This window comes from Variovorax sp. 22077 (assembly GCF_052044195.1).
Taxonomy (GTDB): domain Bacteria; phylum Pseudomonadota; class Gammaproteobacteria; order Burkholderiales; family Burkholderiaceae_C; genus Variovorax; species Variovorax atrisoli.
Window position 1 is genome coordinate 1 of record NZ_JBQEQC010000026.1, and the last position, 23,723, is coordinate 23,723.

Sequence of the window (23,723 nt, forward strand, 5' to 3'; positions counted from 1 at the left end):
CATCAGCTACCTGCTCATCAGCCACGACCTCGCGGTGGTCAACCACCTCTGCGACGAGATCTGCGTCGTCTTCAAGGGTCGCATCGTCGAACGCGGCCGGCCGGCCGACCTGTTCGAGCACGCGCAGCACGAGTACACGCGCACCCTGCTTTCCGCCGTGCTGCACACGCCCTCCCGCTAGCCGGGGCGGGCTTTTCCTTCTTCCCTTTCCACACTCACCTCCAGGAACTATCGAATGTTGAAGCGACGCACACTCATGACTTCCGCCATGGCCGCGGCGATCCCGGGTGTCTTCCTGCCGCAGGCCCGTGCGCAGGCCGGCAAGAACACGCTCACGATCGGCATGCCGCTCGAACCGCCGGGCCTGGACCCGACCAGCGGCGCCGCATCGGCCATCGCGGAGATCACGCAGTACAACATCTTCGAGACGCTCACCAAGGTGAACGCCGACGGCTCGGTCACGCCGATGCTGGCGGAGAGCTGGTCGTCCTCGCCCGACATGAAGACGTTCGTCTTCAAGCTGCGCAAGGGCGTGCGCTTCGAGAACGGGCAGCCCTTCAACGCGAACACGGTGAAGTTCTCGTTCGACCGCGCGGGCGGCGCCAAGAGCACGAACAAGGACAAGCGCTTCTTCAGCGAGATCGGCACGGTCGTGCTCGACGAGTACACGGTGGGCGTCAACAGCACGCTGTCCAACCCCGACCTGCCCTTCATGCTCGGCCAGTCGACCGCCTGCATCGTGGAGCCCAAGAGCGCCGAGACCAACGCCACCGCACCCGTGGGCACCGGCCCCTACAAGCTGAGCGCATGGCAGCGCGGCGCCTCGTGCACGCTGGTGAAGTCGCCGACCTATCGCGACCCGAACCTCGCGAAGACCGAGAAGTTCGTCTTCCGCTTCATGTCGGACACGGCCGCTCAGACCGCCGCGCTGCTGTCGAACGACATCGACATCTTCCCGCGCGCAGGCACGCGCTCGGTGAGCCAGTTCAAGGGGAACGCGCGCTTCCAGGTGCTGGAAGTGGGCACGCGCGGCAAGGTGATCCTGACCATCAACAACCGCAAGAAGCCGCTGGACGACGTGCGCGTGCGCCGCGCGATCCTGGCAGCCATCGACCGCAACGCGATCATCCAGGGCGCGGCAGACGGCTTCGGCAAGCCCATCGGCAGCCACTATGCGCTGGGCGCGCCGGGCTTCATCGACACCACCGCGATGAACCCCTTCGACGTGGAGAAGGCGAAGAAGCTGCTGGCCGAGGCCGGCGTGAAGACGCCGCTGGAGCTGCGCCTGCAGCTGCCGCCGCCCTCCTACGCCCGCCAGGGCGGCGAGGTGATCGCCGCGCAGCTCGCGCAGATCGGCATCAACGTGAAGATCCAGAACGTGGAATGGGCCCAGTGGCTCAGCGGCACCTTCGGCGGCGCGCACGACTTCGACCTGACCATGGTCGCCCACGTGGAGCCCTTCGACCTGGTGAAGTACACCGAGCCCGACTACTACTGGGGCTACGACTCGAAGAAGTTCCGCGACCTGTTCGTGGCCATCCAGAACGAGGAGAACAAGAAGCGCCGCGCCGACCTGCTGGCCGACGCGCAGCGGATGCTGGCGACCGACGCCGTCAACGGCTTCCTCTACCAGGCGGTGTTCCCGACCATCGCGCGCAAGGAAGTGAAGGGCCTCTGGCCGAGCATGCCGATCGTGGTGAACGACCTGGCAGCGATCTCGTGGGGCTGATGCGATGAGCACGTCGACATCGAAGCCCCTGTATGCCCTGGGTGTGCAGGAACTGCACGCCGCCTACGCGGCCAGGGAACTCTCGCCGGTGGAAGTGGCGCGCTCGGTGAACGAGCGCACCGCGGCCTACGAGCCCGACCTGCACGCGACCTGGCTGTTCCGCCCCGAGCTGGCGCTGGAGCAGGCCCGCGCGTCCGAAGCGCGCTGGCTGGCCGGCAAGCCGCTGGGCACGCTCGACGGCGTGCCCGTGACCATCAAGGACAACCTCGCGACCGAGGGAGACCCGATGCCGCTGGGCACCGCCGCCTACGACCTCGTGCCGATGACCTATGACTCGCCGCCGGCCGCGCGCCTGAAGGAAGACGGCACGGTGCTGGTCGCCAAGACCACCATGCCCGACCTGGGCATGCTGTCCTCGGGGCTGTCGAGCTTCCACGAGCTCTCGCGCAATCCGTGGGATCTGTCGCGCACGCCCGGCGGCTCGAGCGCAGGCGCCGGCGCCGCAGCCGCTGCCGGCTACGGCCCGCTGCACGTCGGCACCGACATCGGCGGCTCGCTGCGCCTGCCTGCGAGCTGGTGCGGCATCTACACGCTCAAGCCCAGCTTCGGCCGCATTCCTCTGAGTTCGCCCTACATGGGCCGCTGCGCCGGCCCGATGACCCGCACCGTGGCCGATTCGGCGCTGATGATGGCCTCGGTCGCGCAGCCCGACGACCGCGACTATTCGGAACTGCCGCCGCCCGTCATCGACTGGACGGCCTTCGAGGTCGATCCTTCGTTCATCAAGGGCAAGCGCGTCGCGCTGCACATGGACGCGGGCTGCGGCCTGCCGCTCGACCCGCAGATCGCCGAAGCCGTGCGCCGCGCAGCGAAGCTCATCGAGGCGGCCGGCGCGGTGATCGAAGAGATCCCGGCCTTCATGACGCCGAAGATGCTGCAGGGCATGGACCACTTCTGGCGCATGCGGTCGTGCATCGACATCCAGGCGATGGCGCCGGAGAAGCGCGCGAAGATCCTGCCGTACATCCGCGAATGGGCCGAGAGCGCGGCCGGCTTCTCGGGCGCGCACATCTTCGATGCCTACAGCCAGTTCATCGCCGCGCGCGCGGCGACGATCGCGGCGACCAAGGCCTACGACTTCGTGATCTCGCCGGTGTCGCCCAACATGCCCGCACCGGCCGACCACGCATCGCCGACCAACGACCCGATGCTGCCTCTGGAGCACATCGGCTTCACGGTGCCCTACAACATGTCGGAGCAGCCCGCTGCCTCGATCAACTGCGGCTATTCGGCCGAGGGCATGCCCATCGGGCTGCAGATCGCGGGGCGCCGCTTCGACGACCTGGGCGTGCTGCAGTTCAGCCGCGCCTTCGAGCAGATCCGCGAACCGCAGAAACCCTGGCCGGAACCCAGCACGTCCCGCTGACCGGCCCACAGGAGACAAGACATCATGAACGCAGCAGCCCACTACATCGACGGACGCCACGTGCAGTCCGAAGGCAACGCCACCATCGACGTGATCGACCCGAGCGACGGCAGCAAGTTCGGCGAGATCGCGCGCGGCACCGCCGCCGACGTGGACACCGCCGTGCGCGCCGCACGCCAGGCCATGGGCGAGAACTTCGACGGCCCCTGGGGCGGCCTGACCGCGCTGCAGCGTGGCCGCCTGCTGGCCAAGCTCGGCGCCGCGGTGCTGGAGCACCACGAGGAGCTGGCCCAACTCGAGGCGCGCGACACCGGCAAGGCGCTGCGCGTGGCGCGCAACGACGCCACCGCGCTGGCCCGCTACATGGAGTACTACGCCGGCGCCTGCGACAAGCTGCACGGCGACACCCTGCCCTACGAGCGCGGCTACACCGTGCTGACGGTGCGCGTGCCGCACGGCGTGACGGGCCACATCATTCCCTGGAACTACCCGATGCAGATCGCGGGCCGCAGCGTGGGCGCCTCGCTCGCCGCGGGCAACGCCTGCGTGGTGAAGCCGGCGGAAGACGCGAGCCTGTCGCTGCTGCGCCTGGCCGAGATCGCGACCGAAGTGGGCTTTCCGGCCGGCGCGCTCAACGTGGTGACCGGCTACGGCAAGGAAGCCGGCGCCGCGCTGTGCGCACACCCGGGCATCGACCACATCTCGTTCACCGGCTCGACCATGACCGGCCGCAGCGTGGGCCTGGCCGCGGCCGAGCGCCACTGCCCGGTGACGCTGGAGCTGGGCGGCAAGTCGCCGCAGATCGTGTTCGCGGATGCCGACCTCGACGCGGCCGAGCCGGTGCTGCTCAACGCCATCATCCAGAACGCAGGCCAGACCTGCTCGGCAGGCAGCCGCGTGCTGGTGGAGCAGTCGGTCTATGAAGAAGTGGTGCAGCGCCTCGCCAGGCGCTTCGCCGCCGTGCGCGCGGGCACGCCCGCCGAAGACCTGGACATGGGTCCGCTCATCAACGAAAAGCAGTTCCGCCAGGTGCGCGACATGGTCGCGACCGCAGAGGCCGCCGGCCTGAAGGTGGCGGCGCGCGGCACGGTGTCGCCCAACGCCTCTTCCACCGGCTACTACCAGGAGGCCGTGCTGTTCCGCGACGTGCCGCACGACAGCGACATCGCGCAGCGCGAGATCTTCGGCCCGGTGCTGGCCCTGACGCCCTTCGCCGACGAGGCCGAGGCGGTTCGCCTGGCCAACGGCACGGACTTCGGCCTGGTGGCCGGCGTGTGGACCCGCGACGGCGCGCGCCAGCTGCGCATGGCGCACAAGCTGCATTGCGGCCAGGTCTTCGTCAACAATTACGGTGCGGCGGGTGGTGTAGAACTGCCATTCGGCGGCGTGAAATCCAGCGGCTTCGGCCGCGAGAAGGGCTTCGAGGCCCTGCTCGGCTTCACGACCCTCAAGACCATCGCCATCAAGCACGGATGAAGACAACACATGACAACCACTGAACAGCAGCAAGCGCCGCGCAAGGTCGGCCTCGTCGGCGTGGGCCTGATGGGCCACGGCATCGCCAGCAACATCGTCAAGCACGGCCACCAGCTCACCGTGCTGGAGCACGCGGGTAACCAGCCCATCGACGGCCTGCTGAAGGCCGGCGCCACCTCGGTGAAGGACGTGGCCTCGCTGGCCGCGCAGGTCGACGTGCTGATCCTGTGCGTCACGGGCACGCCTCAGGTCGAGGCCGTGATGCTGGGCGACAGCGGCGCGCTCACCACGCTGCGCCCCGGCACCGTGGTCATCGACTGCTCGACGGCGGTACCCGCCTCCACCGCGAAGGTGGCCGAGGCGGTGAGCGCCAAGGGCGGCAAGTTCATCGACGCCCCCATGACCCGCACCGCCAAGGAAGCCGCCGAAGGCCGCCTGAACCTGCTGGTGGGCGGCGACGAGCAGGTGCTGGCCTCGTGCCTGCCGCTGCTGCGCTGCTTCGCCGAGAACATCACCCATGTGGGCGGCATCGGCGCCGGCCACGCGATGAAGCTGCTGCACAACTTCGTGTCGCTGGGCACCGTGGCGCTGCTGTGCGAGGCCGCTGCCTGTGCCGAACGCGCCGGCGTGAAGCCCGACGTGTTCGTCGACGTGCTGGCCAAGGGCGGCGGCAACGGCGTGGCGCTGGAACGCGTCAAGCCCAAGCTGCTGACCGGCAGCACCGATTCGCTGAAGTTCTCGATGGCGAATGCGAAGAAGGACCTGGGCTACTACAACGACATGGCGCAGCAGTCTTCGTCGAGCCATGGCATCGCGCAGGCCGTGGATGCGCTGCTGACGCATGGGGTCGAGAAGTTCGGCGGAGACCGGATGGTTCTTGACCTCGTTGAAGCGTTGCGCTGATTCTTTGCGTCTGCCTGGCCCCGCCGCCGCCGTTGTTCGGAGCGGTCGAGGGCCGCTTTCGTTTGAGCGCGATGACGGCAAGGTCTTGGTAGTTCATCGCGCACCCTCCAATGCGGTGAGGGCGGCGTCAAGCCCGGCAAGGCCCTCGTCGAGTTCGGCTTTGGAGATCACCAGCGGCGGCGCGACGATCACCACGTTGTAGCGCCCATAGGCATGCACGCCCCGGGCGAGCAGTTCTGCGTAGAAGGCCTTCATCGGCAGCGAACCGCCGGGGTGATGCCATTCCACCAGGGGTTCGCGGCTTTCACGGTCCTGGACCAGTTCGATGCCGAACTGCGCCCCCATGCCGCGGATGTCGCCGATGCACGCGTGCCGCCGGGCCAGTTCGCCGAGGCCATCGCGCAGCCACCCCTCGATCTCACGGGCGCGCTCGAACAGGCCTTCCTCGATGTAGACCTTCAGCGCGGCAAGCCCGCCCGCCACCGAGAGAACATGGCCCGCGTGGGTGTGGCCGACATCGAACAGCTCCGAATCGAAGTGGCGCGCCACGCTTTCACGAACCATCACGCCACCGAGCGGGGTGTACGAGGAACTGGCCCCCTTCGCAAAGGAGATGAGATCCGGCTGCACGCCGACGCGCTGTGAGCAGAACGGCGCGCCCGTGCGTCCGAAGCCCGTCATGACCTCGTCGAAGACGAGCAGGATCGCATGCCTGTCGCACAAGGCCCTGACCCCTTCGAGATAGCCGGGTGGATAGACCACCACGCCGCTGGAGCCCGTCATCGGCTCCATGAGGATCGCGGCAACGTTCTGCGCACCTTCGTGGGAAAGCACCCGCGTGAGATGGTCCAGCGCGCGCCGCGTCTCCTCGGCAGGGTCTGTGGTGAAGAAGGGGCTGCGATACGGGTAGGGCGTGAAGAACTTGACCATGCCCGGCATCGCCGGAAACGGATCTCGCCAGCGATCGATGCCGGTCATGGAGGCCGCGGCGATGGTTCCTCCGTGGTAGGAGCGGTAGGCGGTCAGGATCTTCGAGCGCCGGGTGACGAGCCTGGCGATCCTCACCGCGTCGTCGTTCGCCTCGGCGCCGCCGCACGCGAAGTGCACGCGCATCCCCTCGGCCCACGGCGAAACCGTGTCGAGGAGTTCCGCGTACTCCGCCCGCACGTCGTTGAAGTAGCTCGAAGCCACCCAGCACATGCGTTCGGCCTGATCCTGAATCGCCCTGATCACCTTCGGATGGCCATGACCGAGGGAGACGGCCACATACCCGCTCGTGAGGTCGAGATAGCGTTTGCCGGTCGCGTCGTAGAAATGGCAGCCCTTGGCGCGCGTGACCACCGGCGGATTCAGGCCGCCCTGCACGGCCCAGGGCACCAGCACCTTGCGGAAAGATGGGGCCAGCGTCTCGTTCGCCTGTCCGTGGATGCGCAGATCCATGATGAGATTCCTGTGGGTTTGGCTCAGCATGCCTGAGCCTGGTTGGTTGAGGAATCCAGAGACTAAGGATTGCACTCCAAGGGTACAAATCAAACATTTGGCGGCTAAGGCTCAGTAGGATTGAGGCATGCCGTACGAACTTCCCCCCCTTTCGACGTTGCGTGCATTCGAGGCGGCCGCACGCCACGCCAGCTTCGTGCGTGCCGGTGAAGAGCTCTTCGTCACTGCCGGCGCGGTGGGCCATCAGGTGCGGCTTCTTGAGGAATGGCTGGGGACGGCGTTGTTCGTCCGAGGTCCAAGGTCGGTGCAGATCACCGAGACGGGCCGGCGCTACCAGCGGGAGATTTCGCGCATGCTCGAGGAACTGGAGCGCGTCTCCCTTGCGGTGCGCGGCGCCGGCGATGCGAAGGAGGTCACCGTGACGGCCATGCCGTCATTCGTGACCCGCTGGCTCATGCCACGGCTGGGAGACTTCCGGCAGAAGCATCCGGAGGTCGAAGTCAGGCTTCTCGCGTCGGTCCCGCCGGTGGACTTTGCACGGGACCGCGTGGACGTCGCGATACGCCTCGGCAGCGGCTCCTACCCCGAGTTGCACAGCGAGCTCCTGCTGCGCGAATCCTTCTGCGCCATTGCGCAACCGGATGTGTGTCGCGGCTGGAAGAAGATCGGTGACATCCTGCAAGCCACCTTGCTTCATGACGAGTACGAGCCGCGGATTCCACTTCAGGTGGACTGGTCCCGCTGGTGGACCGCGCAGGACGCACGCCCCTTGTCCGAGCGCCGCATCAGGCAGGGGCTGCGCTTCTCGCACACCTATCTCACGATCGACGCCGCGACCGGGGCCGAAGGCGTGGCGGTGGCTTCCGACGTTCTGGCGGCCGACGCAGTGCGCACTGGGCGGCTTGCCATGGCGCCCGGCGAGCCGGTGCCCGGCCCCTATGCCTATCACCTGCTGACGCCGCGGACGTCTGCCATGCGACCGCAGGTCAAGTCTTTTTGCGACTGGCTGCGCGTGCAGGCGAAGGAATTTTCGGAAGCAGGCTGGCCTCGACATCCGCCTTGAACCCGATCATGCGCACCGGTCGCCGTGACCCGGTCCGCCCGCACGCGCATCTAGCCAAGCAACATGGACACCTCGACGGCGATCAGCAGCCCGACATACACCCTGGCGTGCACCTGATCGGGAATCCGCCCGATATACGGGGTCGCCAAACGAATCCCGACGTACGAGCCGGAGACCAGGGCGAGGAATGCGCGCAGATCCACATAGCCGACATACCCGCGACCCAGGTTCGTCATCCCGCCCCAGGAAAGGGCCACGTAGGTCGCAGTCCCCGCCAAGGCAACGGGAAGCGACAGCGGGCTGGCCATGGCCGTCGCGCCGGTCATGCTTGCCCCTCTGCGGCGGAGCAAGGGAACCGTCATGACGCTACCCCCTACGCCAAGCAAGGCCGCGACCCAGCCGATGGCGACGCCCACCCATGCCGTCCGTGCCTGCGCAGGTCGGGCCGCTTGCGCCGGTTGTGAAAGAAAGCCGGGCCGAAGCCAGCAGTCCACGATGGTCAACCCCACGTAGACGACGAAAGCCCAGCGCAGCCAGCTGCCCTGCACTGCCGCCGCGGTCGCTGCGCCGAGCGCGCTGCCGATGGCGATGGAGACGAGCAGCGGCTTGATGGCCGTCCAGTCCAGCGATCCTGCGCGCTGGTGCTTCGCCGTTGCCATCGCCGACCCGAAGATCATCACGCACGTCGAGGTCGCAACCGCAATCTGCATTGCATGGGACGCCGTCTGTGCTTCGGGCCCGCGCAGGTGCGTCAGCGCCTGATAGAGCAGCGGAACCACCACGAAGCCGCCGCCGAAACCGAAGAGCACCGTGGTCACGCCGGCGAGCGTGCCGCAGGCGGCAAGCCAGAAATAGAGTTCCATCGCAATCCGTCCTTCAAGATCAGTGAGGCTACGGAACCCCGTTCTGTCTGGCTTTCGAAGCTTGGACAACGATGTTTGCGTTTCAGCCAATAATGACCGTCGATGAGAAACGTACCGTTGGACAGCGTCGATGCGATCGAGCGCGATGTGCTTGCGATAGGCACCGACTACGCGCCTGGGACGCTTCTGGAGATGCATCACCATCGGCGAGCGCAGTTCCTCTATGGCGCGACGGGCCTGATGGAAGTCGGCACGGATGACGGCGCGTGGGTCGTCCCCCCGCACTGCGGAGTCTGGATCCCTGCGAACAAGCCGCACCGCGTGCGCATGGTTGGGGTCAGCACTCGCAGCCTCTACATCGAACCGAGTGCGGCGCCGCGCGAGGGATCTCGCTGCGAAGTGCTGCTCGTCTCGCCCCTCTTGCGGCAGTTGCTGCTGGAGGCGACGCAAGTGCAGGCCCTCTATGGAGAGCACGACAGGGACGGCCTGGTCATGCGGCTCGCACTCGCGGAGATCGCGCGCGCGGCCACGCTACCGATCTTCGCGCCCTTGCCCAAGGACCGCATGCTCCATCGGTTGTGCGTGGAGTTTCTCTACGCACCCAGCATCCGCGCGACTGCCGGCGATTGGGCGGTGCAGCTGCACCGGAGCGAGCGCACCTTCACGCGGTTCTTCCGCGCCGAGACGGGCATGCCCTTTGGAGAGTGGCGCCAGCATGCCTGCCTGATCTCGGCGCTTTCCAGATTGGCCGAGGGGCAACCGGTCACAGCCGTCGCGCTCGAACTCGGCTACGACAGTCCTGGCGCGTTCTCGACGATGTTCCGGCGCCGCCTGGGCTTCAGTCCGTCGAGCATTTCGCATTCGATGATGGGAGATTCGACATCCGAGCCAGCTGGATGAAGCAGTTTCTTCGCCATCCGCATCCTTCGACCTTGCTTGCAGCCGGCCGTATGGCCACCACGCTAGGCTGCCGCAATGCCTCTCGCGCCTACGAGGTTCTCGACGGCGTTGCGCGTCCGGAGTCCTTCGGAGCCAGCTCGCTCAGCCGGGACAAGAACAGCTTGAGGATCGGTGAAGCGTTGGATCGGCTTCCGTGCGCTGCGTCGCTGGTACGACGCTGTCTCGATGCGCCCCAGCGCAGCGGCTTGAACAAAGCTCGCTCCACATCTCGAGAAGCGCTCGCCTTGCCCGATGCCTCGAGCACAGGCGCCCCGCCGGAGCTGGTGCCGACGGGGCGGCTTCGCGACTGGCTGGCCGCCCTGCCGGGTGGCGCGCCGGCCGCATGGTCCAAGTCACCTGCTCATCGCTTTCCATCTCCCCACTTCTCGGCCCAATCCGCCAGCGGCTTCAAAGCCTTCGAAAGCCGTCTCCCCTCGTCCGTCAGCCGATAGCCCCCCTCGGCATGCTCGACAAGGCCGGCCTCCCTCAGCTCGGTGAGCCGCGTGTTGAGCAACCGGGTGTTTGTCTCGCAAGCATCCTGCAACGCCCTGAAGGTCAGCGGGTCTCGGCGAAGCTCCCAGAGCACGCGCAGCGCGGTGCGTCGACCCAGCAGGTCCAGGGCGACCATGAGGGGGCGGCCGGTGGTGGAACCGCGAACAGGTTGACCGATGCGAGGTGTCGTCATGCTTTACTTTATACAGCAAGAAGCCTACGATGACGCCGTCTTGGAGTCAGGAACCTGCATGCCCGCACGCATCGATCCAGCAACGCCGCCATTTGCCGAGCACATTTCCGGGCCGCTCGACAGGCTGATGAAGGGACAGCCCCCTCTACGGCTGTTCACGACGTTGGCGCGCGACCCTCGTCTGTTTCAGAAGTTCTTTGCCGGCGGGCTGCTGGACAAGGGCAACTTGAGCGTCCGGCAGCGCGAGATCGTGATCCACCGAACAACGGCGCTGTGCAGATCCGAATATGAATGGGGCATCCACGTCACGGTCTTCTCGAAGCTTGCGGGCCTGACGCCGGAGCAGGTTCAGGCGACCGTCACGGGTTCGGCGAACGAAGCCTGCTGGTCGGTCGAGGAACGGGTTCTTCTGCGCCTGTGCGACTCCCTGCACGAGCACTCCGACATCGACGACGGACTCTGGAGCGAGTTGCGAAAGTACTTCGCCGAAGAAGCCGTCATCGAGCTGCTGATGCTGGCCGGCTTCTATCGCACCGTCAGCTATCTCACGAACGGCCTGCGCCTGCCACCGGAAGAGACGGGCGCACGATTCCCGGCTTGAGGCTGCTTCTGGCCGAGCCGCGGCCGTATGGACCAACGTGCAACAACAGGAGAAATCTCGATGATCAAGGTCAGTGTCATGTACCCGTACGCCGTCGGTGCACGGTTCGATCACGCCTACTACCGCGAGAGCCATATGCCGATGATGAAGCGGCTGCTCGGCGATGCGTGCCTCTACTACACGATGGACAAGGGCATCTCGGGGCGTGCTCCCGGCAGCGACCCTGTCTACGCAGCGAAGTGCGATTTCATCTGCACTTCCGCCGAAGCTTACCGAGCGGCCTCCGGCGAGCACCAGCAGGAGATCATCGATGACATCCCCAAGTACACGGACATTCGGCCGGTCGTGCAGATCAGCGAAGTGGTGGTCGAGCGCTCGGAAGCTTGATCGAGGAGCCAATGTCGCCAGGCACCGCATCCAAGCGAACGATTCGTGTAATGGAGCGTTCGAGCGGCTTGCCTTGGCGGCAGCGTCTTGCCGGGACATCGGGTGCAGCGACGTATGGCCGTCGGCATGCTGGCCCCAGACATCCGATTCGGATTCATGGAGCGAAGACCTCGGGATGGGTATAGCGCCAGGCACCGACGCAACCGATCAGGCAAACGGTGTGGCTGATCATCGTGCTCTCGCGCCCCTGGCCGGCGAACATGACCGCGATGTTCTGGTGCTGCTTGCGCCAGGCCAGAACCCTGCCTGAGAAACCGGGCCGGTCATGCTCCTCGTCCAGGTCCGGCCGGCCATGCGCGTCGATGCAATCCTGCGGTGTAGAGCCGATGGCGAGGCCCATCGGGAGCGGGCCCGGAAATGGCGTCTTGATCCTGTCGTCCGATCCGGGCGCGAGGAACTGCACGGACCCGATGAACCATCCCTCTTCATCCGGGTAGTTCGATCCCGTCAGCCCGTTCAGTTTCTGCGCCTGGTAGATATCGATGCGCACGGATGCCTTGGGTATCCAGATGACCTCCTCGCTCGAGGAGAAGGCGCCGGGGCCGGAAACCCTCTTGACGCCCAGGGCGCCCAGCACATCTCGGACCTTCCTGCTGTCGAAAGGCTGGCCGATCATTGCGACCAGCTGCTCTGATATTTCTTTCACGCGAGACCTCTGCTTCGTACGCTGCGATTGGCCGGCGGCCAGGAGATGGCGCGGGATCATAGTGGATGGAGACGCATGGAATCCCTTGCTCTCCATCGGCGCGGTTCATGCCCTCAAGGCCTTCACCTGCGCACGAAGCGCCAGCACCTCAGTAGCCGAGTTCGCGGGACACCAGCCCGGACACGGCGCGACCCGCAAGGTAGGCTTCGATCTTGGATGCGATCTGAGCCACGGTCTCGCGACGACCGGTCTGCGCCGCGATGTGCGGGGTGACGCTGATGCGCGGATGGCTCCAGAAGGGGTGATCCTTGGGCAGCGGCTCCGTCCGGAACACGTCCAGCACGGCGCTTTCCACGTGGCCGGATGCCATCACCTCCAGCAGGTCCTCCTCGACCAGGTGCTCGCCGCGCCCCACATTGATCAGGTGGGCGGGTGCCTTCAGTCGGCCCAGCGTCCGCGCATTGAGGATGCCCGAGGTTTCCGATGTCAGCGGAAGGATGTTCACCACGATGCGGCTGCGCGCAAGGAAGGCATCCATCTGCGACTGACCGCCGAACACCTCGACCCCCTCCAGCGGCTGCCCGCTGCGCGACCATCCCGCCACGGCATAGTCCAGCTGCGCAAGCGTGGTCGCGATCTTTCGGCCGATGACGCCCATGCCCAGCACGCCGACCGGAAACTCGCGCCGATCGATGGCCGTCAGTTGATGCCAGTGGCGGTCCGCCTCCTGCTCGGCATACCGGTCGAGCTGGCGCACGATCCTGGAGACGGCATGCACCACATATTCGGCGATCTGGGCCGACATGCCGCCGTCTTCCAGGCGGTACAGCGCCAATGAACTGGGGAAGGCCGGGTTGCGCAGCAGCGCATCGACGCCGGCGCCCAGGTTGAAGACAGCGCGCAGGCCCGGCTCGCGGGCGTACAGGGCGTCCGGGGGCTGGAAGATCACCGCCAGTTCCGCGCCCTGCGTGGGCATGTCCTCCCGCCAGTGGATGAACTCCACGGCCGGAAGCGCGGCCTGGAAATCAGCGAGGAAATCCGCCGTGTGAAGCGGATGCGTGCTGCAGAAAAGAACTTTCATGGTGCTGCGAATGGTGGATCTTGTCGAAAGGCGGATCACGGCTGCCGCGGTGGCTGCTCACCGATCGGTGGCGTCGAGCGGCATGCACCCGCGCGGAGGCCGGGCTCAGAAAATCTTTCCGGGGTTCATCAGGTGGTTGGGGTCGAGCGCCTGCTTGATCCGCATCATCAGTTCGTACTCGACGGCGGGCTTGTAGCGCCGCAACTCGTCGCGCCGAAGCTGTCCCACGCCGTGCTCGGCACTGATGCTTCCCTCGTACTGGTCGACCAGGTCGTGCACCACGCGATTGAATTCGACCAGGCGGGCATCGCGGGCCGCACTGGGGGTGTCGGGCGGCAGCAGCACGTTGTAGTGCAGGTTCCCGTCGCCCAGGTGGCCGAAGTTGACGATGCGCACATCGGGCGCGAGCCGGCGCAGGGCTTCGTCGGCACGAGGCACGAAGTCGGCCACCGCGGAAATCGGCAGGGAGATGTCGTGCTTGATCGCCCAGCCCGCCCGCACCTGCGCCTGCGAGATGCCATCGCGCAGATTCCAGAAGTCCCGAGTCTGCGCGTGCGCGGCGCTGAGCGCGACACCGCTGACCAGCCCGGCCTGCAGCGCGTCGCCCAGCACTTCTTCCAGTTGCGCGTCCAGACCCGAGGCGCAGGTATCGGACAGCTCGACAAGCGCATGGAACCCATGACGGCCAGCCAGCGGTGCGCGTGTGCCGGGCACATGCGCGAGCACCAGCGACAGGGATGCTTCGGACATCATCTCGAAGGCCGCCAGACGTTCCCCGCACCGCTCGCGCAGCGCGGCCAGGAGCTTGACCAACGAACCCAGGCGGTCCGCGCCCACCCACGCCGTCGCCGTCGATCTCGGCCGTGGCAGCAGCTTCAGAACGGCGGCCGTGATCACGCCCAGCGTTCCTTCGGAGCCGATCATGATCTGCCGCAGATCGAAGCCGCTGTTGTCCTTTCGCAGCCCGCGCAAGCCGTTCCAGATCCGGCCATCGGGCAGCACCACTTCCAGGCCCAGCGCAAGCTCGCGCATGTTCCCGTAGCGCAGCGCGGCAATGCCGCCCGCATTGGTGGCCAGGTTGCCGCCGATGGTGCAGCTGCCTTCGGAACCCAGGCTCAGCGGGAAGAAGCGGTTGGCGTCCTGCGCGGCTTGCCGGACCTGGGCCAGCAGCACGCCCGCTTCGGCCACCAGCGTGTTGTTGAGCGGATCGACTACACGGATGCGATTCATGCGACCCGTGCTCAGGATGACCTGTGCCCCGCTGGCGTCAGGCGTCGCGCCGCCGCTCATGCCGGTGTTGCCGCCCTGCGTGACGACCGGCGTGTGCGTCTCGTGGCACACCCGCATCACGGCCGCCGTCTGCGCCGTGTCGGCCGGGCGAGCGACGAGCGAGGCACGCCCGTGCCATTTGCCGAGCCAATCGCTCAGGTAGGGCGACTGCGCCTGGGCGTCCTGCACCAGGCCTTCGTCGCCCAGGATGGCGTGCAGCCGCCGGTGCAGGTCGGGATGCGGCGCGGCAGTCCTTGCCCGCGGCTCGAGGAGAACCGAATTCATCGCCGGCGCTGTCCCGGATGGCTGCGCGCGCTCACCAACCAAGCAGGACACGGCCCAATGCCATCGCGGTGGCCGCCTGCGTGGGCTCGACCACGGGCAGGCCGCAGGCCTCGGCCAGTGGCGCCCGGAATCCGGCCATGCCGGCGCAGCCCATCACCAGCACGTGCGCGCCGCGTTCGTCGCGCAGCCGCCGGCCTGCGTCGATCATGGCCGCCAGCGTGGCTTCGCGGTCGGCAAGCGCGGACACGCCCCGCCCGATCGCGATCTCCCCCACGCAGCGCTGTGAGATGCCCATGGCCCCCCACGCACGCAAGTGACGCGGGATGGAGCCCGGCAGGATGGCGATCACGCCGAAGTGGTGGCCCAGGGTGAGCGCCGTGAGCACGGCCGACTCGCTGATGCCGAGCACCGGCACGGCGACGCGCTCGCGCAGTTGTGCCACACCCGGATCGCTGAAGCAGGCCACCACGAAGCCGGCCGCGTCGGCCTCATGCCGCACGGCAAAGTCGTTGACGGCCAGGGCCGCGCCGTCCACGTGCGCCTGGGTTTCCACGCCGGGCGGGCCGGCTTCCAGGGTCACGCACCGAATCTCGGGCCCGCCCGCGCGCCGCAACGGCTCGACGGCTGCGCTGAGCTGCGCGGTGACGTCTGCGTTGCTGTTGGGGTTGATGACGTAGAGGGTGCGTGACATGGCGTGCAGTGGTGGCGGACAGCGGGTTGCGGCGTGAGGAAAGTCTAGGCCGCGAGCTGGGGCATGGCACTTGCTAAGTTGTCGGTCACCCTTAACCTTCTGTTATCCGCTCACCCGGCTTTGCAGCTTGCATGCCATGTCCCTGAATCTCCGCCAGATCGAGGTTTTCCGCGCCGTGATGACCACCGGCTCCATCACCGGCGCCTCCGAACTTCTCTGCGTTTCCCAGCCGGCGGTGAGCCGGCTGCTGTCGCACACCGAAAGCCGCGTCGGGTTTCCGCTCTTCGAGCGCATCAAGGGGCGGCTGTACCCGACGCCGGAGGCGAAGAAGCTGATCCGCGAGGTCGAGCAGGTGTATGCCGGCGTCAACCGCGTGAACGAACTGGCGCAGGAACTGCGCGACAACAGCGACGGGATCCTGAACATCGTCTCGAGCCCCAGCGTGGGCCAGATGATCATTCCGCAGGCCGTGACGCGCTTCCGCCAGCGGCATGCCAATGTCAAGGTCACGTTCCAGTACCTGGGCCCCGCACCACTCATGGAGCGCGTGCTCAACCAGCAGGCCGACCTGGCGGTGACGCTTCGGCCGGTCGACCATCCCAACCTGATCGCCGCGCCGCTCGGCTCGGCCCGGCTGGTGTGCGTCTGCCCGTACGACCACCCACTGGCGCGCCTTGCCACCTTGTCTGTGGAGGACCTGCTGCCTTGGCCGCTGGTGTCTTACGAACGGAGCACGTACTTCGGCCGCATGGTGGCCCAGCTGTTTGAGTCGGCGGGACAGACGGTGCGCGCGGCCGTGGAGGTCGGGTCGCCGCAGAACGCCTATGCGATGGTGCAGGCGGGGGCCGGCATCGCGCTGGTCGACGAGTTCTCGGTGCGCAGCTGGACGAACCATCGCCTCGTCGTGCGGCCGGTCCACGGGACGCCTCTGGTGCATGCAACGCTGATGCATCTGCGCTTCGAACCGCTGTCGCAGATCGCCCAGTCGTTCATCACCGACCTGCGCGCCCTGATGGATGGCCAGGAGACATCGACGCCCCAGGAAGGTGCATAGGCGCACCAGGTGCAATCACTTAACAGCAGGTTATGGCTGCTGCATAAAAAGGCACGCGACAAGGCCTGACGCGATCGAAATAATTTCTTTCATCGCTTCACCCGTGCAGGCCTTCGTCATGAATCACCACCGCCCGACTCGCCGCAATACGCCTGCTGCCGCAGGACGCCAGTGACGTCCGCCGGGTCGGCAACAACAACCCGTCTCCACGCTCCGGCGCAAGAGCACTCCCCGCTTCGCCGACGCCAGCACACAAGAAACATGACCTCTTCATTTGACCTGACCATCCGGGGCGGCCGGATCTGCAATGCCACCGGCTGCATCGAAGGCGACATCGGCGTGACCGACGGCCGCATCGCCGCCATCGGCACCGGCCTGGCTCCCGGACGGGAAGACATCGACGCACGCGGGCGATGGGTGCTGCCCGGCGGGATCGACAGCCACTGCCACATCGAGCAGCTCTCGGGCATGGGGCTGATGTGCGCCGACGACTTCTATTCGGGCACGGTGTCCGCCGCCTTCGGCGGCACGACCACCGTCCTCTCGTTCGCCGCCCAGCACCGCAAGGACAGCATTCCGCAGGTCCTCGCCGACTACGCCCGGCGGGCGAGCGAGAAGGCCGTCATCGACTACGGCTTCCACCTGATCCTGACGCGTCCCGACGAGGAGGCCCTGGCGGTGCACCTGCCGCAGGCGATCCGCGACGGCATCACGTCGCTGAAGGTCTACATGACCTACGACCTGCTCAAGCTCGACGACCACGCGCTGCTGGACGTCATGTCCACGGCCGGCCAGGAGGGCGCGATGGTCATGGTCCACGCCGAGAACCACGACATGATCCGCTGGATCGCGCGGCGCCTGCTCGAGCGGGGCCACACGGCGCCGAAGTTCCACGGCGTGTCGCACGACCCGCTCGCCGAGGCGGAGGCCACCAACCGCGCGATCCAGTTGTCGCGTCTGGTGGACGTGCCGATCCTGATCGTGCACGTCGCAGGCGCCGAGACGGTCGAGGTGCTTCGCCAGGCGCGCCGCCTGGGTGCGCAGGTGCATGCCGAGAGCTGCCCCCAGTACCTCTTCCTCGAGGCCTCCAACATCGACCTTCCGGGCGTGGAAGGTGCCAAGTTCTGCTGCAGCCCGCCGCCGCGTGACAAGGCCTCGCAGGAGGCCGTATGGGCCGGTCTGCTGGACGGCACGCTCGGCGTCTACTCGTCGGACCACTCTCCCTTCCGCTTCGACGAATCCGGCAAGTTGCCCAAGGGCGATGCGACGACCTTCAAGGAGATGGCCAACGGCGTGCCGGGCATCGAGCTGCGCATGCCGCTGCTGTTCTCCGAAGGCGTCATGAAGGGCCGCATGAGCATCGAGCAGTTCGTGGCGCTCACGGCCACCAACCACGCGCACATGTACGGCCTGGCGCCCCGCAAGGGCGCGATCGCCATCGGTGCCGATGCCGACATCGCCATCTGGAATCCGCAGCGCGTCGTGGACGTGTCCGCCGCAATGCTGCACGACAACGTCGGCTACACGCCCTACGAAGGCATGCGCCTGACCGGCTGGCCGGAAGACGTGTTCAGCCGCGGGCGCAGCGTCGTGCGCGCAGGCGAACTGCGCGCGGAGCGCGGCTCCGGCCAATACCTGCGCCGCGGCCCGTCCCGGCCGCTCGGTGCTGCACCCGCCCGCTCGGCGAGCCGGGGCGCATTCAGCGCGCTGGTCGGACTGGATCAGCCTGAAGGTCTGCGCGGCCGCTGAAGCTCTTCCATCTTCTTTCCTCTTCCTCCCTCTTCTGCCAACTTCATCCCACACACGCGATCATGTCCAAGCTCCATATCTCCCGCCGATTCGCCGCCCTCCTGGCCGTCGGCGCCGCTGCATTCGGCCCCCTGGCCCAGGCCGACGAAGGCGCGCCGCTGCGCACCGCACTCGACCCGACCTTCGCTCCCCAGGCCATGGTCAAGCTCGGCGGCGGCATCCAGGGCTTCAACGTCGATCTGGCCGAAGAGCTGGGCAAGCGGCTGCGCCGCAAGGTCGAGATCGAGGCGACCGAGTTCTCCGGGCTGATCCCGGGCCTCAACAGCGGCAAGTACGACTTCCTGCTGGCGCCGGTGACGGTCAACCCAGAGCGTGCGCGCGCCCTGCTCTTCACCGAGGGCTACACCGAGACGAACTACACCTTCCTGGCGCGCAAGAACGGCACGAAGCTGGAATCACTGGAAGGTCTGAAGGGCAAGACCGTGGCAGTGAACAAGGGCTCGAACTACGAGGGCTGGGCCAAGGAGAACGCCGAGAAGTACGGCTTCAAGTACGACGTGTACGGCACCAACGCTGATGCGATCCAGGCCGTCATGTCGAGCCGGGCCGACTTCAACCTGGCAGGCAACACGGTGGCCGGCTGGGCCGCCAAGCAGAACTCCGCCCTGCAGACCACCTACACGGTGAAGACCGGGCTGGTCTGGGCGATTCCCTTCCGCCTGAACGACAAGGCCGGCCGCGACCTGGTCTCCAACGCCCTCAAGTGCATGAAGCTCGACGGCACCATCGCGCGCCTGGCCACCAAGTGGTACGGCATCGAGCCCGCAGCGGGAAGCGTCGAGCGCACCGTGGCGCCCGGCCACGGCGTGCCCGGCACCGAGAACTACGACCCCACCCCGGTCAAGCCCAACTGCGCCTGATCGCCGGGTTCAACGGAAGAAACGCAGCCCATGAGCGCCCCCATCCTAGAACTAGTCGGACTGAAGAAGTCCTACGGCTCGCAGGAGGTCTTGCGCGGAGTCGAACTCCGCGTCCGACCTGCCGAGCTGGTATGCGTGATCGGGCCCTCCGGTTCAGGCAAGAGCACCATGCTGCGCTGCTGCAATCGGCTCGAGGAGCCCAGCTCCGGCCAGGTGGTCGTCGATGGCCAGGACATCACGCGGCCCGACACGGACATCAACCGCGTACGCCAGAGCGTGGGCATGGTGTTCCAGCATTTCAACCTCTACCCGCACCTCAGTGCGCTGGAGAACGTCACGCTGGCGCTGCGCCGCGTGCAGAAGAAGGACCGCGCGCAGGCCGAGGCGATCGCACGCGACGCGTTGACCCAAGTGGGGCTGGGCCACAAGGCCGATGCCTTTCCGGCCCAGCTCTCCGGCGGACAGCAGCAGCGCGTCGGGATCGCCCGGGCGATTGCCTTGAAGCCCAAGGTGATGCTGTTCGACGAGCCGACCAGCGCGCTCGACCCCGAACTCGTCGACGAAGTGCTGCGCGTGATGCGCGCCCTGCGCGAGGGCGGCATGACGATGCTGGTCGTGACCCACGAAATGGCGTTCGCGCATGCGGTGGCCGACCGGGTGGTGTTCATGGACGGCGGCGTCGTGGCGGAACAGGGCACGCCGGCCGAGGTGTTCGAGAACCCCAGGGAAGCGCGCACGCGCAGCTTCATCGGCCGCTACATGGACGCGAAGAGCGCGAGCCCGGCATGAACGAAGCCAATTCCGGGTTCCTCTTCACCTTCTTCAATCCCGCGGTCGCGGCCCAGTATTGGCACGAGATCGCACGGGGAATGGTGGTCACGATCGGCGTCGGCGCGGCCACGGTGGTGACGGGCGTGGCGGCCGGCCTGGTGCTGGCGCTGGCCCGGGCCACCGGCCGCGCCTGGCTGCGCCTGCCCGTCGTGCTGTTCTCGGACATCACGCGTTCGCTGCCGCCGCTGGTCATCATCATCCTGCTGTACTTCGGCCTGCCCGCGCTGGGGATGCCGCTGTCGTCCTTCACCTCGACATGGCTGTCCCTGTCGCTGGTGCTCGCGGCCTATGCCCAGGAAAGCATCTGGGCCGGCCTGTCCTCCCTGCCGAAGGGGCAGATGGAGGCCGCCCGCTCCACCGGCCTCGGCTGGTGGCAGGCGATGCGCTGGGTGCTGCTTCCCCAGGCCCTGCGGCGCGCTGTGCCGCCGCTGACGAACCGGGTGATCGCCACGACCAAGAACACCGCGCTGGGCTCGGTGGTGGCGTTGAGCGAGATCCTCAGCACGGCGCAGGCATCTGCAGCCGTGGCGGGCAATCCGACGCCGCTCACGGTGGGCGCCTTCCTCTACCTGCTGGTGTTCCTGCCCCTCGTCTTCGCGGCAAGAACGCTCGAACACCGCTCATCCAACAGGAACTAAGCCAGGCCAGCCATGGACTCGATCATCGAGAACTTCTTCAACCTGGAGATCTATCGCCAGGTCCTTCCCTATCTGCTGAACGGTCTGTGGACGACCATCTGGTTGTCGGTGATCGTCATCCCGCTCGGGGCCATCGCCGGACTGCTGCTGGCGCTGGGCCAGACGCAGTCGGGCTCGCGCTGGGTGCGCTGGACCGTGATCGCATACGTCGACTTCTTCCGTGCGTTTCCGCCCCTGGTCCTGCTGATCTTCCTGTATTTCGGCCTGCCCTTCCTCGGCGGCGACGTGCCCAAGCTCGCGGCCGTGGTCATCGCCTTCGTGCTCAACAACGCGAGCTACTTCTGCGAAGTGTTCCGGGCCGGCATCCAGGCGGTGCACAAGGGCCAGATGGAGGCGGCACGTTCGACGGGACTGACCCGCATGCAGGCACTGCGCTACGTGGTCCTGCCGCAGGCGGTGCGAAACGTCATGCCCGACCTGCTGGGCAACTGCATCGAGGTCGTGAAGCTGACGACGATCGCCAGCGTCGTGGGCATGCCGGAGCTGCTCAGGGCCGCGCGCGATACGCAGTCGCTGGTCTACAACCCGTCGCCCATCGTGCTGGCCGCACTGCTCTACCTGGTCATGCTCTGGCCGCTGACGCGCGTGCTCGCCAGCCTCGAGAAACGCCGCACCGGCATGGCCGGCCACTGATCCTCCGCCCGGCGCCTGCGGCATCGGCGGGCACCGGCCACTCAATCGACTCGAATCTTCACCTGGGAGGGGCTGCCTCCGACCGCAGGTCGCAGTCCCGTGTCTGCCGTACATCGGCGCTCGCATTGCTTGTGCATTTATTCCTTAGCCATCAGCCATGAAACGTCTCATCACCGTCGCCGCCGCCCAGCTGGGCCCCATCCAACGTGCCGAGGGCCGCGACGTCGTCGTCGCGCGCATGGTCCGCCTGCTCGAACGCGCCCACCAGCGCGGCGCCAACGTGGTCGTCTTTCCCGAACTCGCCCTGACCACCTTCTTTCCGCGCTGGTACGTCGAGAACCTGGACGAAGCCGACGGCTGGTACGAAGAGACCCTGCCCTCGCCGGCGACCCAGCCGCTGTTCGACGCCATCCGGCGCTATGGCCTGACCTGCTACCTCGGCTATGCCGAGATCGCCCACGAGCCGGACGAGCAAGGCGTGATGCGCAAGCGCCGGTTCAACACCTCGGTGGTGATCGCCCCCTCGGGCGAGATCGTGCTCAAGTACCGCAAGGTCCATCTGCCGGGCCACAAGGAGTTCTCCACGATCCGCAAGGTGCAGCACCTGGAGAAGCGCTACTTCGAAGTGGGCAACCTGGGGTTCCCGGTGGTGCGGGCACCGGTGGCCGGCGTGGACGTGAACATGGGCATGCTGATCTGCAACGACCGCCGCTGGCCCGAGTCGTGGCGCGAACTCGGCCTGCAGCAGGTCGAGCTGGTCATGCTCGGCTACAACACGCCGGCCGTGAACCAGGAGAACCGGGGCTTCGAGGCGCCCTACCAGCGTCAGTTCCATTCGCAGCTCTCCATCCAGGCCGGCTGCTACCAGAACGCCACCTTCGGCGTGGGCGTGGCCAAGGCCGGCAACGAGGACGGCTGCGAATTGCTGGGCCACTCCGTGATCGTCAACCCGCAAGGCGAAGTCATGGCCCTGGCCTCCACCTGGGACGACGAGCTGATCGTCGCCGACTGCAACCTGGAGATGTGCGAGCTGGGCCGCAACACCATCTTCAACTTCGCGCAGCATCGCCGGCTGGAGGCCTACACCCGCATCACGAGCCAGACCGGCAGCGTCGCGCCTTCCGTCTGGAACCCCGCCTGATGGAAGCCGCCGTCGTGAACGCCGAACCCGAAGCCCGCAGCGCCGCGCTGCTGCCCGACACCATCGCGCACGAGATGCTCGGAACCCTCAGGGTGCCGCGCTTCGCGGACGTGCAGCGGGCCGCGCAAGCCATCGCCCCGCATGTTCGCCGCACGCCGCTGCTGCGCTGGCCCGCGCTGGATGCACGCGCGGGCGGTCCGGTGTGGCTCAAGCTGGAGAACCTCCAGCTCACCGGCTCTTTCAAGCTGCGCGGCGCCTTCAATGCGCTTCTGAACCTGGACCCGGCGCAACGCCGCCGCGGCGTCGTGGCCTATTCGACCGGTAACCACGGCCAGGCGATCGCCTGGGCTGCCGCTCAGCTCGACATTCCCGCGACCATCGTGATGCCCGTGGATGCACCCCGCAACAAGGTCGCGAAGGCGGTGGCGCAAGGCGCGCGCGTCGTCCACTACGACCGCCGCCACGAAAGCCGCGAAGCCATCGGCATGCAGCTGCTCGCCGAGACGGGCGCAACGCTGGTGCCTCCGGGCGACCATCCTGACGTGCTGGCCGCGCAGGGCACGGTGGCCCTCGAGGCGCTCGAGGACCTGCCGGCGGACGAGCGCGAGAGCCTCGGAGTCTTCGCCGCGCCCTGCGGCGGCGGCGGCCTGATGGCGGGCTGCAATCTGGTGCTGGATGCGCTCAGCCCCGGTGCGCAGCGGGTGGCGGTGGAGCCGGCCGGCTACGACGACACGGTGCGCTCGCTGCGCAGCGGACGACGTGAAAGCAACGACCCCGCTGCGCGCACGCTGTGCGATGCGCTGCAGGCCGCGACCCCGGCCGAGCTGCCCTTCGCGATCAACCAGCCGCTGCTCAGCAGTGCGCTCGCAGTCACCGACGCGCAGGTCGGCCAAGCCATGCGCTTCGCGCTCGAAGAGCTGCGCATCGTGGCGGAGCCCGGCGGCAGCGTGGCCCTGGCCGCGTTGCTGGCCGGCTGCCTGCAGCTGGACGGGCGCAGCGCCGTGATCGTGGTGTCGGGCGGCAACGTGGATCTGCCGCTGCTCCAGTCCGTGCTCGCCGGGCATTGAGCGGGCTGCCGCACGGCACGTCGATGCCGGCGGCCCCCGCAGCCGCTTCCATCAACCCTTTTCCTTCTTCGCATGAACTCCACGCT

General features: G+C 67.2%; 23 protein-coding genes and 1 pseudogene. 17 read left to right on the forward strand and 7 right to left on the reverse strand.

The window, feature by feature from the left end:
- The 5 genes and pseudogenes from ACTJLF_RS28665 to ACTJLF_RS28685 all read left to right on the forward strand — a co-directional run.
- Positions 1-181: pseudogene (locus ACTJLF_RS28665) on the forward strand (peptide ABC transporter ATP-binding protein); the annotation flags it as partial.
- Between the two features lie 54 nt (positions 182-235).
- The gene (locus ACTJLF_RS28670) at positions 236-1,729 is read left to right on the forward strand and encodes an ABC transporter substrate-binding protein (protein WP_019658554.1); all 1,494 of its coding nucleotides are present in this window, start codon (positions 236-238) and stop codon (positions 1,727-1,729) included.
- A gap of 4 nt (positions 1,730-1,733) precedes the next feature.
- Positions 1,734-3,155 (forward strand): amidase, encoded by a 1,422-nt coding sequence (locus ACTJLF_RS28675; protein ID WP_440884353.1) that lies wholly within the window; start codon positions 1,734-1,736, stop codon positions 3,153-3,155.
- A gap of 24 nt (positions 3,156-3,179) precedes the next feature.
- Positions 3,180-4,631 carry an aldehyde dehydrogenase family protein gene (locus ACTJLF_RS28680; RefSeq protein ID WP_440884354.1) on the forward strand — a complete coding sequence of 484 codons (1,452 nt, stop codon included), beginning with the start codon at positions 3,180-3,182 and terminating at the stop codon, positions 4,629-4,631.
- Positions 4,632-4,640: 9 nt separating this feature from the next.
- Positions 4,641-5,534: an NAD(P)-dependent oxidoreductase gene (locus ACTJLF_RS28685; RefSeq protein ID WP_019658551.1), complete on the forward strand. Its 894-nt coding sequence runs from the start codon at positions 4,641-4,643 to the stop codon at positions 5,532-5,534.
- A 93-nt stretch (positions 5,535-5,627) separates the two neighbouring features.
- Here the strand turns inward: ACTJLF_RS28685 and ACTJLF_RS28690 are convergent, their stop codons facing one another.
- Entirely contained in the window at positions 5,628-6,974 is a 1,347-nt protein-coding gene (locus tag ACTJLF_RS28690; RefSeq protein ID WP_440884355.1) for an aminotransferase class III-fold pyridoxal phosphate-dependent enzyme, read from the reverse strand.
- A gap of 127 nt (positions 6,975-7,101) precedes the next feature.
- Between ACTJLF_RS28690 and gcvA the strand changes: the two genes are divergently transcribed.
- On the forward strand, positions 7,102-8,037 hold the full coding sequence (gene gcvA, locus ACTJLF_RS28695) for a transcriptional regulator GcvA (protein ID WP_440884356.1): 936 nt from the start codon (positions 7,102-7,104) through the stop codon (positions 8,035-8,037).
- 50 nt (positions 8,038-8,087) lie between these two features.
- On the opposite strand, the gene ACTJLF_RS28700 is transcribed toward gcvA, so the two are convergent.
- Entirely contained in the window at positions 8,088-8,900 is an 813-nt protein-coding gene (locus ACTJLF_RS28700) for a sulfite exporter TauE/SafE family protein (protein WP_440884357.1), read from the reverse strand.
- A gap of 102 nt (positions 8,901-9,002) precedes the next feature.
- Here ACTJLF_RS28700 and ACTJLF_RS28705 point away from each other — a divergent pair, with 102 nt between their 5' ends.
- Positions 9,003-9,800, forward strand: a complete 798-nt coding sequence (locus tag ACTJLF_RS28705; RefSeq protein WP_440884358.1) for an AraC family transcriptional regulator — start codon at positions 9,003-9,005, stop codon at positions 9,798-9,800.
- Between the two features lie 400 nt (positions 9,801-10,200).
- Here ACTJLF_RS28705 and ACTJLF_RS28710 read toward each other — a convergent pair whose 3' ends face one another.
- Complete coding sequence (locus ACTJLF_RS28710) at positions 10,201-10,524, reverse strand: winged helix-turn-helix transcriptional regulator (protein WP_440884359.1); 324 nt, start codon at positions 10,522-10,524, stop codon at positions 10,201-10,203.
- Between the two features lie 58 nt (positions 10,525-10,582).
- On the opposite strand from ACTJLF_RS28710, the gene ACTJLF_RS28715 reads away from it, so the two are divergent.
- Both ACTJLF_RS28715 and ACTJLF_RS28720 read left to right on the forward strand, forming a co-directional pair.
- The gene (locus ACTJLF_RS28715) at positions 10,583-11,125 is read left to right on the forward strand and encodes a carboxymuconolactone decarboxylase family protein (protein WP_440884360.1); all 543 of its coding nucleotides are present in this window, start codon (positions 10,583-10,585) and stop codon (positions 11,123-11,125) included.
- 60 nt (positions 11,126-11,185) lie between these two features.
- Positions 11,186-11,512: an EthD family reductase gene (locus ACTJLF_RS28720; RefSeq protein WP_440884361.1), complete on the forward strand. Its 327-nt coding sequence runs from the start codon at positions 11,186-11,188 to the stop codon at positions 11,510-11,512.
- A gap of 154 nt (positions 11,513-11,666) precedes the next feature.
- On the opposite strand, the gene ACTJLF_RS28725 is transcribed toward ACTJLF_RS28720, so the two are convergent.
- The 4 genes from ACTJLF_RS28725 to ACTJLF_RS28740 form a co-directional block, all read right to left on the reverse strand.
- Positions 11,667-12,218, reverse strand: coding sequence for a hypothetical protein (locus ACTJLF_RS28725; RefSeq protein ID WP_440884362.1), 552 nt, complete (start codon positions 12,216-12,218; stop codon positions 11,667-11,669).
- Between the two features lie 148 nt (positions 12,219-12,366).
- A complete protein-coding gene (locus tag ACTJLF_RS28730) occupies positions 12,367-13,299 on the reverse strand; it encodes a 2-hydroxyacid dehydrogenase (protein ID WP_354327533.1) in 933 nt (310 codons plus the stop codon).
- A gap of 105 nt (positions 13,300-13,404) precedes the next feature.
- Positions 13,405-14,853: an FAD-binding oxidoreductase gene (locus tag ACTJLF_RS28735; protein WP_440884363.1), complete on the reverse strand. Its 1,449-nt coding sequence runs from the start codon at positions 14,851-14,853 to the stop codon at positions 13,405-13,407.
- Between the two features lie 31 nt (positions 14,854-14,884).
- Complete coding sequence (locus ACTJLF_RS28740; RefSeq protein ID WP_019658540.1) at positions 14,885-15,544, reverse strand: aspartate/glutamate racemase family protein; 660 nt, start codon at positions 15,542-15,544, stop codon at positions 14,885-14,887.
- A 136-nt stretch (positions 15,545-15,680) separates the two neighbouring features.
- Here ACTJLF_RS28740 and ACTJLF_RS28745 point away from each other — a divergent pair, with 136 nt between their 5' ends.
- The 8 genes from ACTJLF_RS28745 to ACTJLF_RS28780 all read left to right on the forward strand — a co-directional run bounded on the left by ACTJLF_RS28745 (position 15,681) and on the right by ACTJLF_RS28780 (position 23,637).
- Positions 15,681-16,598, forward strand: a complete 918-nt coding sequence (locus tag ACTJLF_RS28745) for a LysR family transcriptional regulator (protein ID WP_020723448.1) — start codon at positions 15,681-15,683, stop codon at positions 16,596-16,598.
- Between the two features lie 261 nt (positions 16,599-16,859).
- A complete protein-coding gene (gene hydA, locus ACTJLF_RS28750; protein ID WP_440884364.1) occupies positions 16,860-18,347 on the forward strand; it encodes a dihydropyrimidinase in 1,488 nt (495 codons plus the stop codon).
- Positions 18,348-18,409: 62 nt separating this feature from the next.
- Positions 18,410-19,267: a transporter substrate-binding domain-containing protein gene (locus ACTJLF_RS28755; protein WP_440884365.1), complete on the forward strand. Its 858-nt coding sequence runs from the start codon at positions 18,410-18,412 to the stop codon at positions 19,265-19,267.
- 30 nt (positions 19,268-19,297) lie between these two features.
- Positions 19,298-20,056, forward strand: a complete 759-nt coding sequence (locus tag ACTJLF_RS28760; RefSeq protein ID WP_019658536.1) for an amino acid ABC transporter ATP-binding protein — start codon at positions 19,298-19,300, stop codon at positions 20,054-20,056.
- Complete coding sequence (locus tag ACTJLF_RS28765; RefSeq protein WP_440884366.1) at positions 20,053-20,736, forward strand: amino acid ABC transporter permease; 684 nt, start codon at positions 20,053-20,055, stop codon at positions 20,734-20,736. Before ACTJLF_RS28760 ends, ACTJLF_RS28765 begins: the two co-directional genes overlap by 4 nt.
- Positions 20,737-20,748: 12 nt before the next feature.
- The gene (locus tag ACTJLF_RS28770; protein ID WP_019658534.1) at positions 20,749-21,429 is read left to right on the forward strand and encodes an amino acid ABC transporter permease; all 681 of its coding nucleotides are present in this window, start codon (positions 20,749-20,751) and stop codon (positions 21,427-21,429) included.
- 157 nt (positions 21,430-21,586) lie between these two features.
- Positions 21,587-22,570 (forward strand): N-carbamoyl-D-amino-acid hydrolase, encoded by a 984-nt coding sequence (locus ACTJLF_RS28775; RefSeq protein ID WP_019658533.1) that lies wholly within the window; start codon positions 21,587-21,589, stop codon positions 22,568-22,570.
- Complete coding sequence (locus tag ACTJLF_RS28780; protein ID WP_440884367.1) at positions 22,570-23,637, forward strand: threonine ammonia-lyase; 1,068 nt, start codon at positions 22,570-22,572, stop codon at positions 23,635-23,637. The genes ACTJLF_RS28775 and ACTJLF_RS28780 overlap by 1 nt, the downstream gene beginning before the upstream one ends.
- The last annotated feature ends 86 nt before the right edge of the window (positions 23,638-23,723 follow it).

Excerpts from the sequence above, each read along its gene's own strand:
- ACTJLF_RS28685 (WP_019658551.1), top strand. The coding sequence starts at position 4,641 with ATGACAACCACTGAACAGCAGCAAGCGCCGCGCAAGGTCGGCCTCGTC.
- ACTJLF_RS28755 (WP_440884365.1), top strand. The coding sequence starts at position 18,410 with ATGTCCAAGCTCCATATCTCCCGCCGATTCGCCGCCCTCCTGGCCGTC.
- ACTJLF_RS28765 (WP_440884366.1), top strand. The coding sequence starts at position 20,053 with ATGAACGAAGCCAATTCCGGGTTCCTCTTCACCTTCTTCAATCCCGCG.
- ACTJLF_RS28730 (WP_354327533.1), bottom strand. The coding sequence starts at position 13,299 with ATGAAAGTTCTTTTCTGCAGCACGCATCCGCTTCACACGGCGGATTTC.
- ACTJLF_RS28700 (WP_440884357.1), bottom strand. The coding sequence starts at position 8,900 with ATGGAACTCTATTTCTGGCTTGCCGCCTGCGGCACGCTCGCCGGCGTG.
- ACTJLF_RS28775 (WP_019658533.1), top strand. The coding sequence starts at position 21,587 with ATGAAACGTCTCATCACCGTCGCCGCCGCCCAGCTGGGCCCCATCCAA.
- ACTJLF_RS28720 (WP_440884361.1), top strand. The coding sequence starts at position 11,186 with ATGATCAAGGTCAGTGTCATGTACCCGTACGCCGTCGGTGCACGGTTC.
- ACTJLF_RS28770 (WP_019658534.1), top strand. The coding sequence starts at position 20,749 with ATGGACTCGATCATCGAGAACTTCTTCAACCTGGAGATCTATCGCCAG.
- ACTJLF_RS28745 (WP_020723448.1), top strand. The coding sequence starts at position 15,681 with ATGTCCCTGAATCTCCGCCAGATCGAGGTTTTCCGCGCCGTGATGACC.
- ACTJLF_RS28705 (WP_440884358.1), top strand. The coding sequence starts at position 9,003 with ATGAGAAACGTACCGTTGGACAGCGTCGATGCGATCGAGCGCGATGTG.
- ACTJLF_RS28690 (WP_440884355.1), bottom strand. The coding sequence starts at position 6,974 with ATGGATCTGCGCATCCACGGACAGGCGAACGAGACGCTGGCCCCATCT.
- ACTJLF_RS28710 (WP_440884359.1), bottom strand. The coding sequence starts at position 10,524 with ATGACGACACCTCGCATCGGTCAACCTGTTCGCGGTTCCACCACCGGC.
- ACTJLF_RS28715 (WP_440884360.1), top strand. The coding sequence starts at position 10,583 with ATGCCCGCACGCATCGATCCAGCAACGCCGCCATTTGCCGAGCACATT.
- ACTJLF_RS28670 (WP_019658554.1), top strand. The coding sequence starts at position 236 with ATGTTGAAGCGACGCACACTCATGACTTCCGCCATGGCCGCGGCGATC.
- ACTJLF_RS28780 (WP_440884367.1), top strand. The coding sequence starts at position 22,570 with ATGGAAGCCGCCGTCGTGAACGCCGAACCCGAAGCCCGCAGCGCCGCG.
- hydA (WP_440884364.1), top strand. The coding sequence starts at position 16,860 with ATGACCTCTTCATTTGACCTGACCATCCGGGGCGGCCGGATCTGCAAT.
- ACTJLF_RS28735 (WP_440884363.1), bottom strand. The coding sequence starts at position 14,853 with ATGAATTCGGTTCTCCTCGAGCCGCGGGCAAGGACTGCCGCGCCGCAT.
- ACTJLF_RS28680 (WP_440884354.1), top strand. The coding sequence starts at position 3,180 with ATGAACGCAGCAGCCCACTACATCGACGGACGCCACGTGCAGTCCGAA.
- ACTJLF_RS28760 (WP_019658536.1), top strand. The coding sequence starts at position 19,298 with ATGAGCGCCCCCATCCTAGAACTAGTCGGACTGAAGAAGTCCTACGGC.
- ACTJLF_RS28740 (WP_019658540.1), bottom strand. The coding sequence starts at position 15,544 with ATGTCACGCACCCTCTACGTCATCAACCCCAACAGCAACGCAGACGTC.
- ACTJLF_RS28675 (WP_440884353.1), top strand. The coding sequence starts at position 1,734 with ATGAGCACGTCGACATCGAAGCCCCTGTATGCCCTGGGTGTGCAGGAA.
- gcvA (WP_440884356.1), top strand. The coding sequence starts at position 7,102 with ATGCCGTACGAACTTCCCCCCCTTTCGACGTTGCGTGCATTCGAGGCG.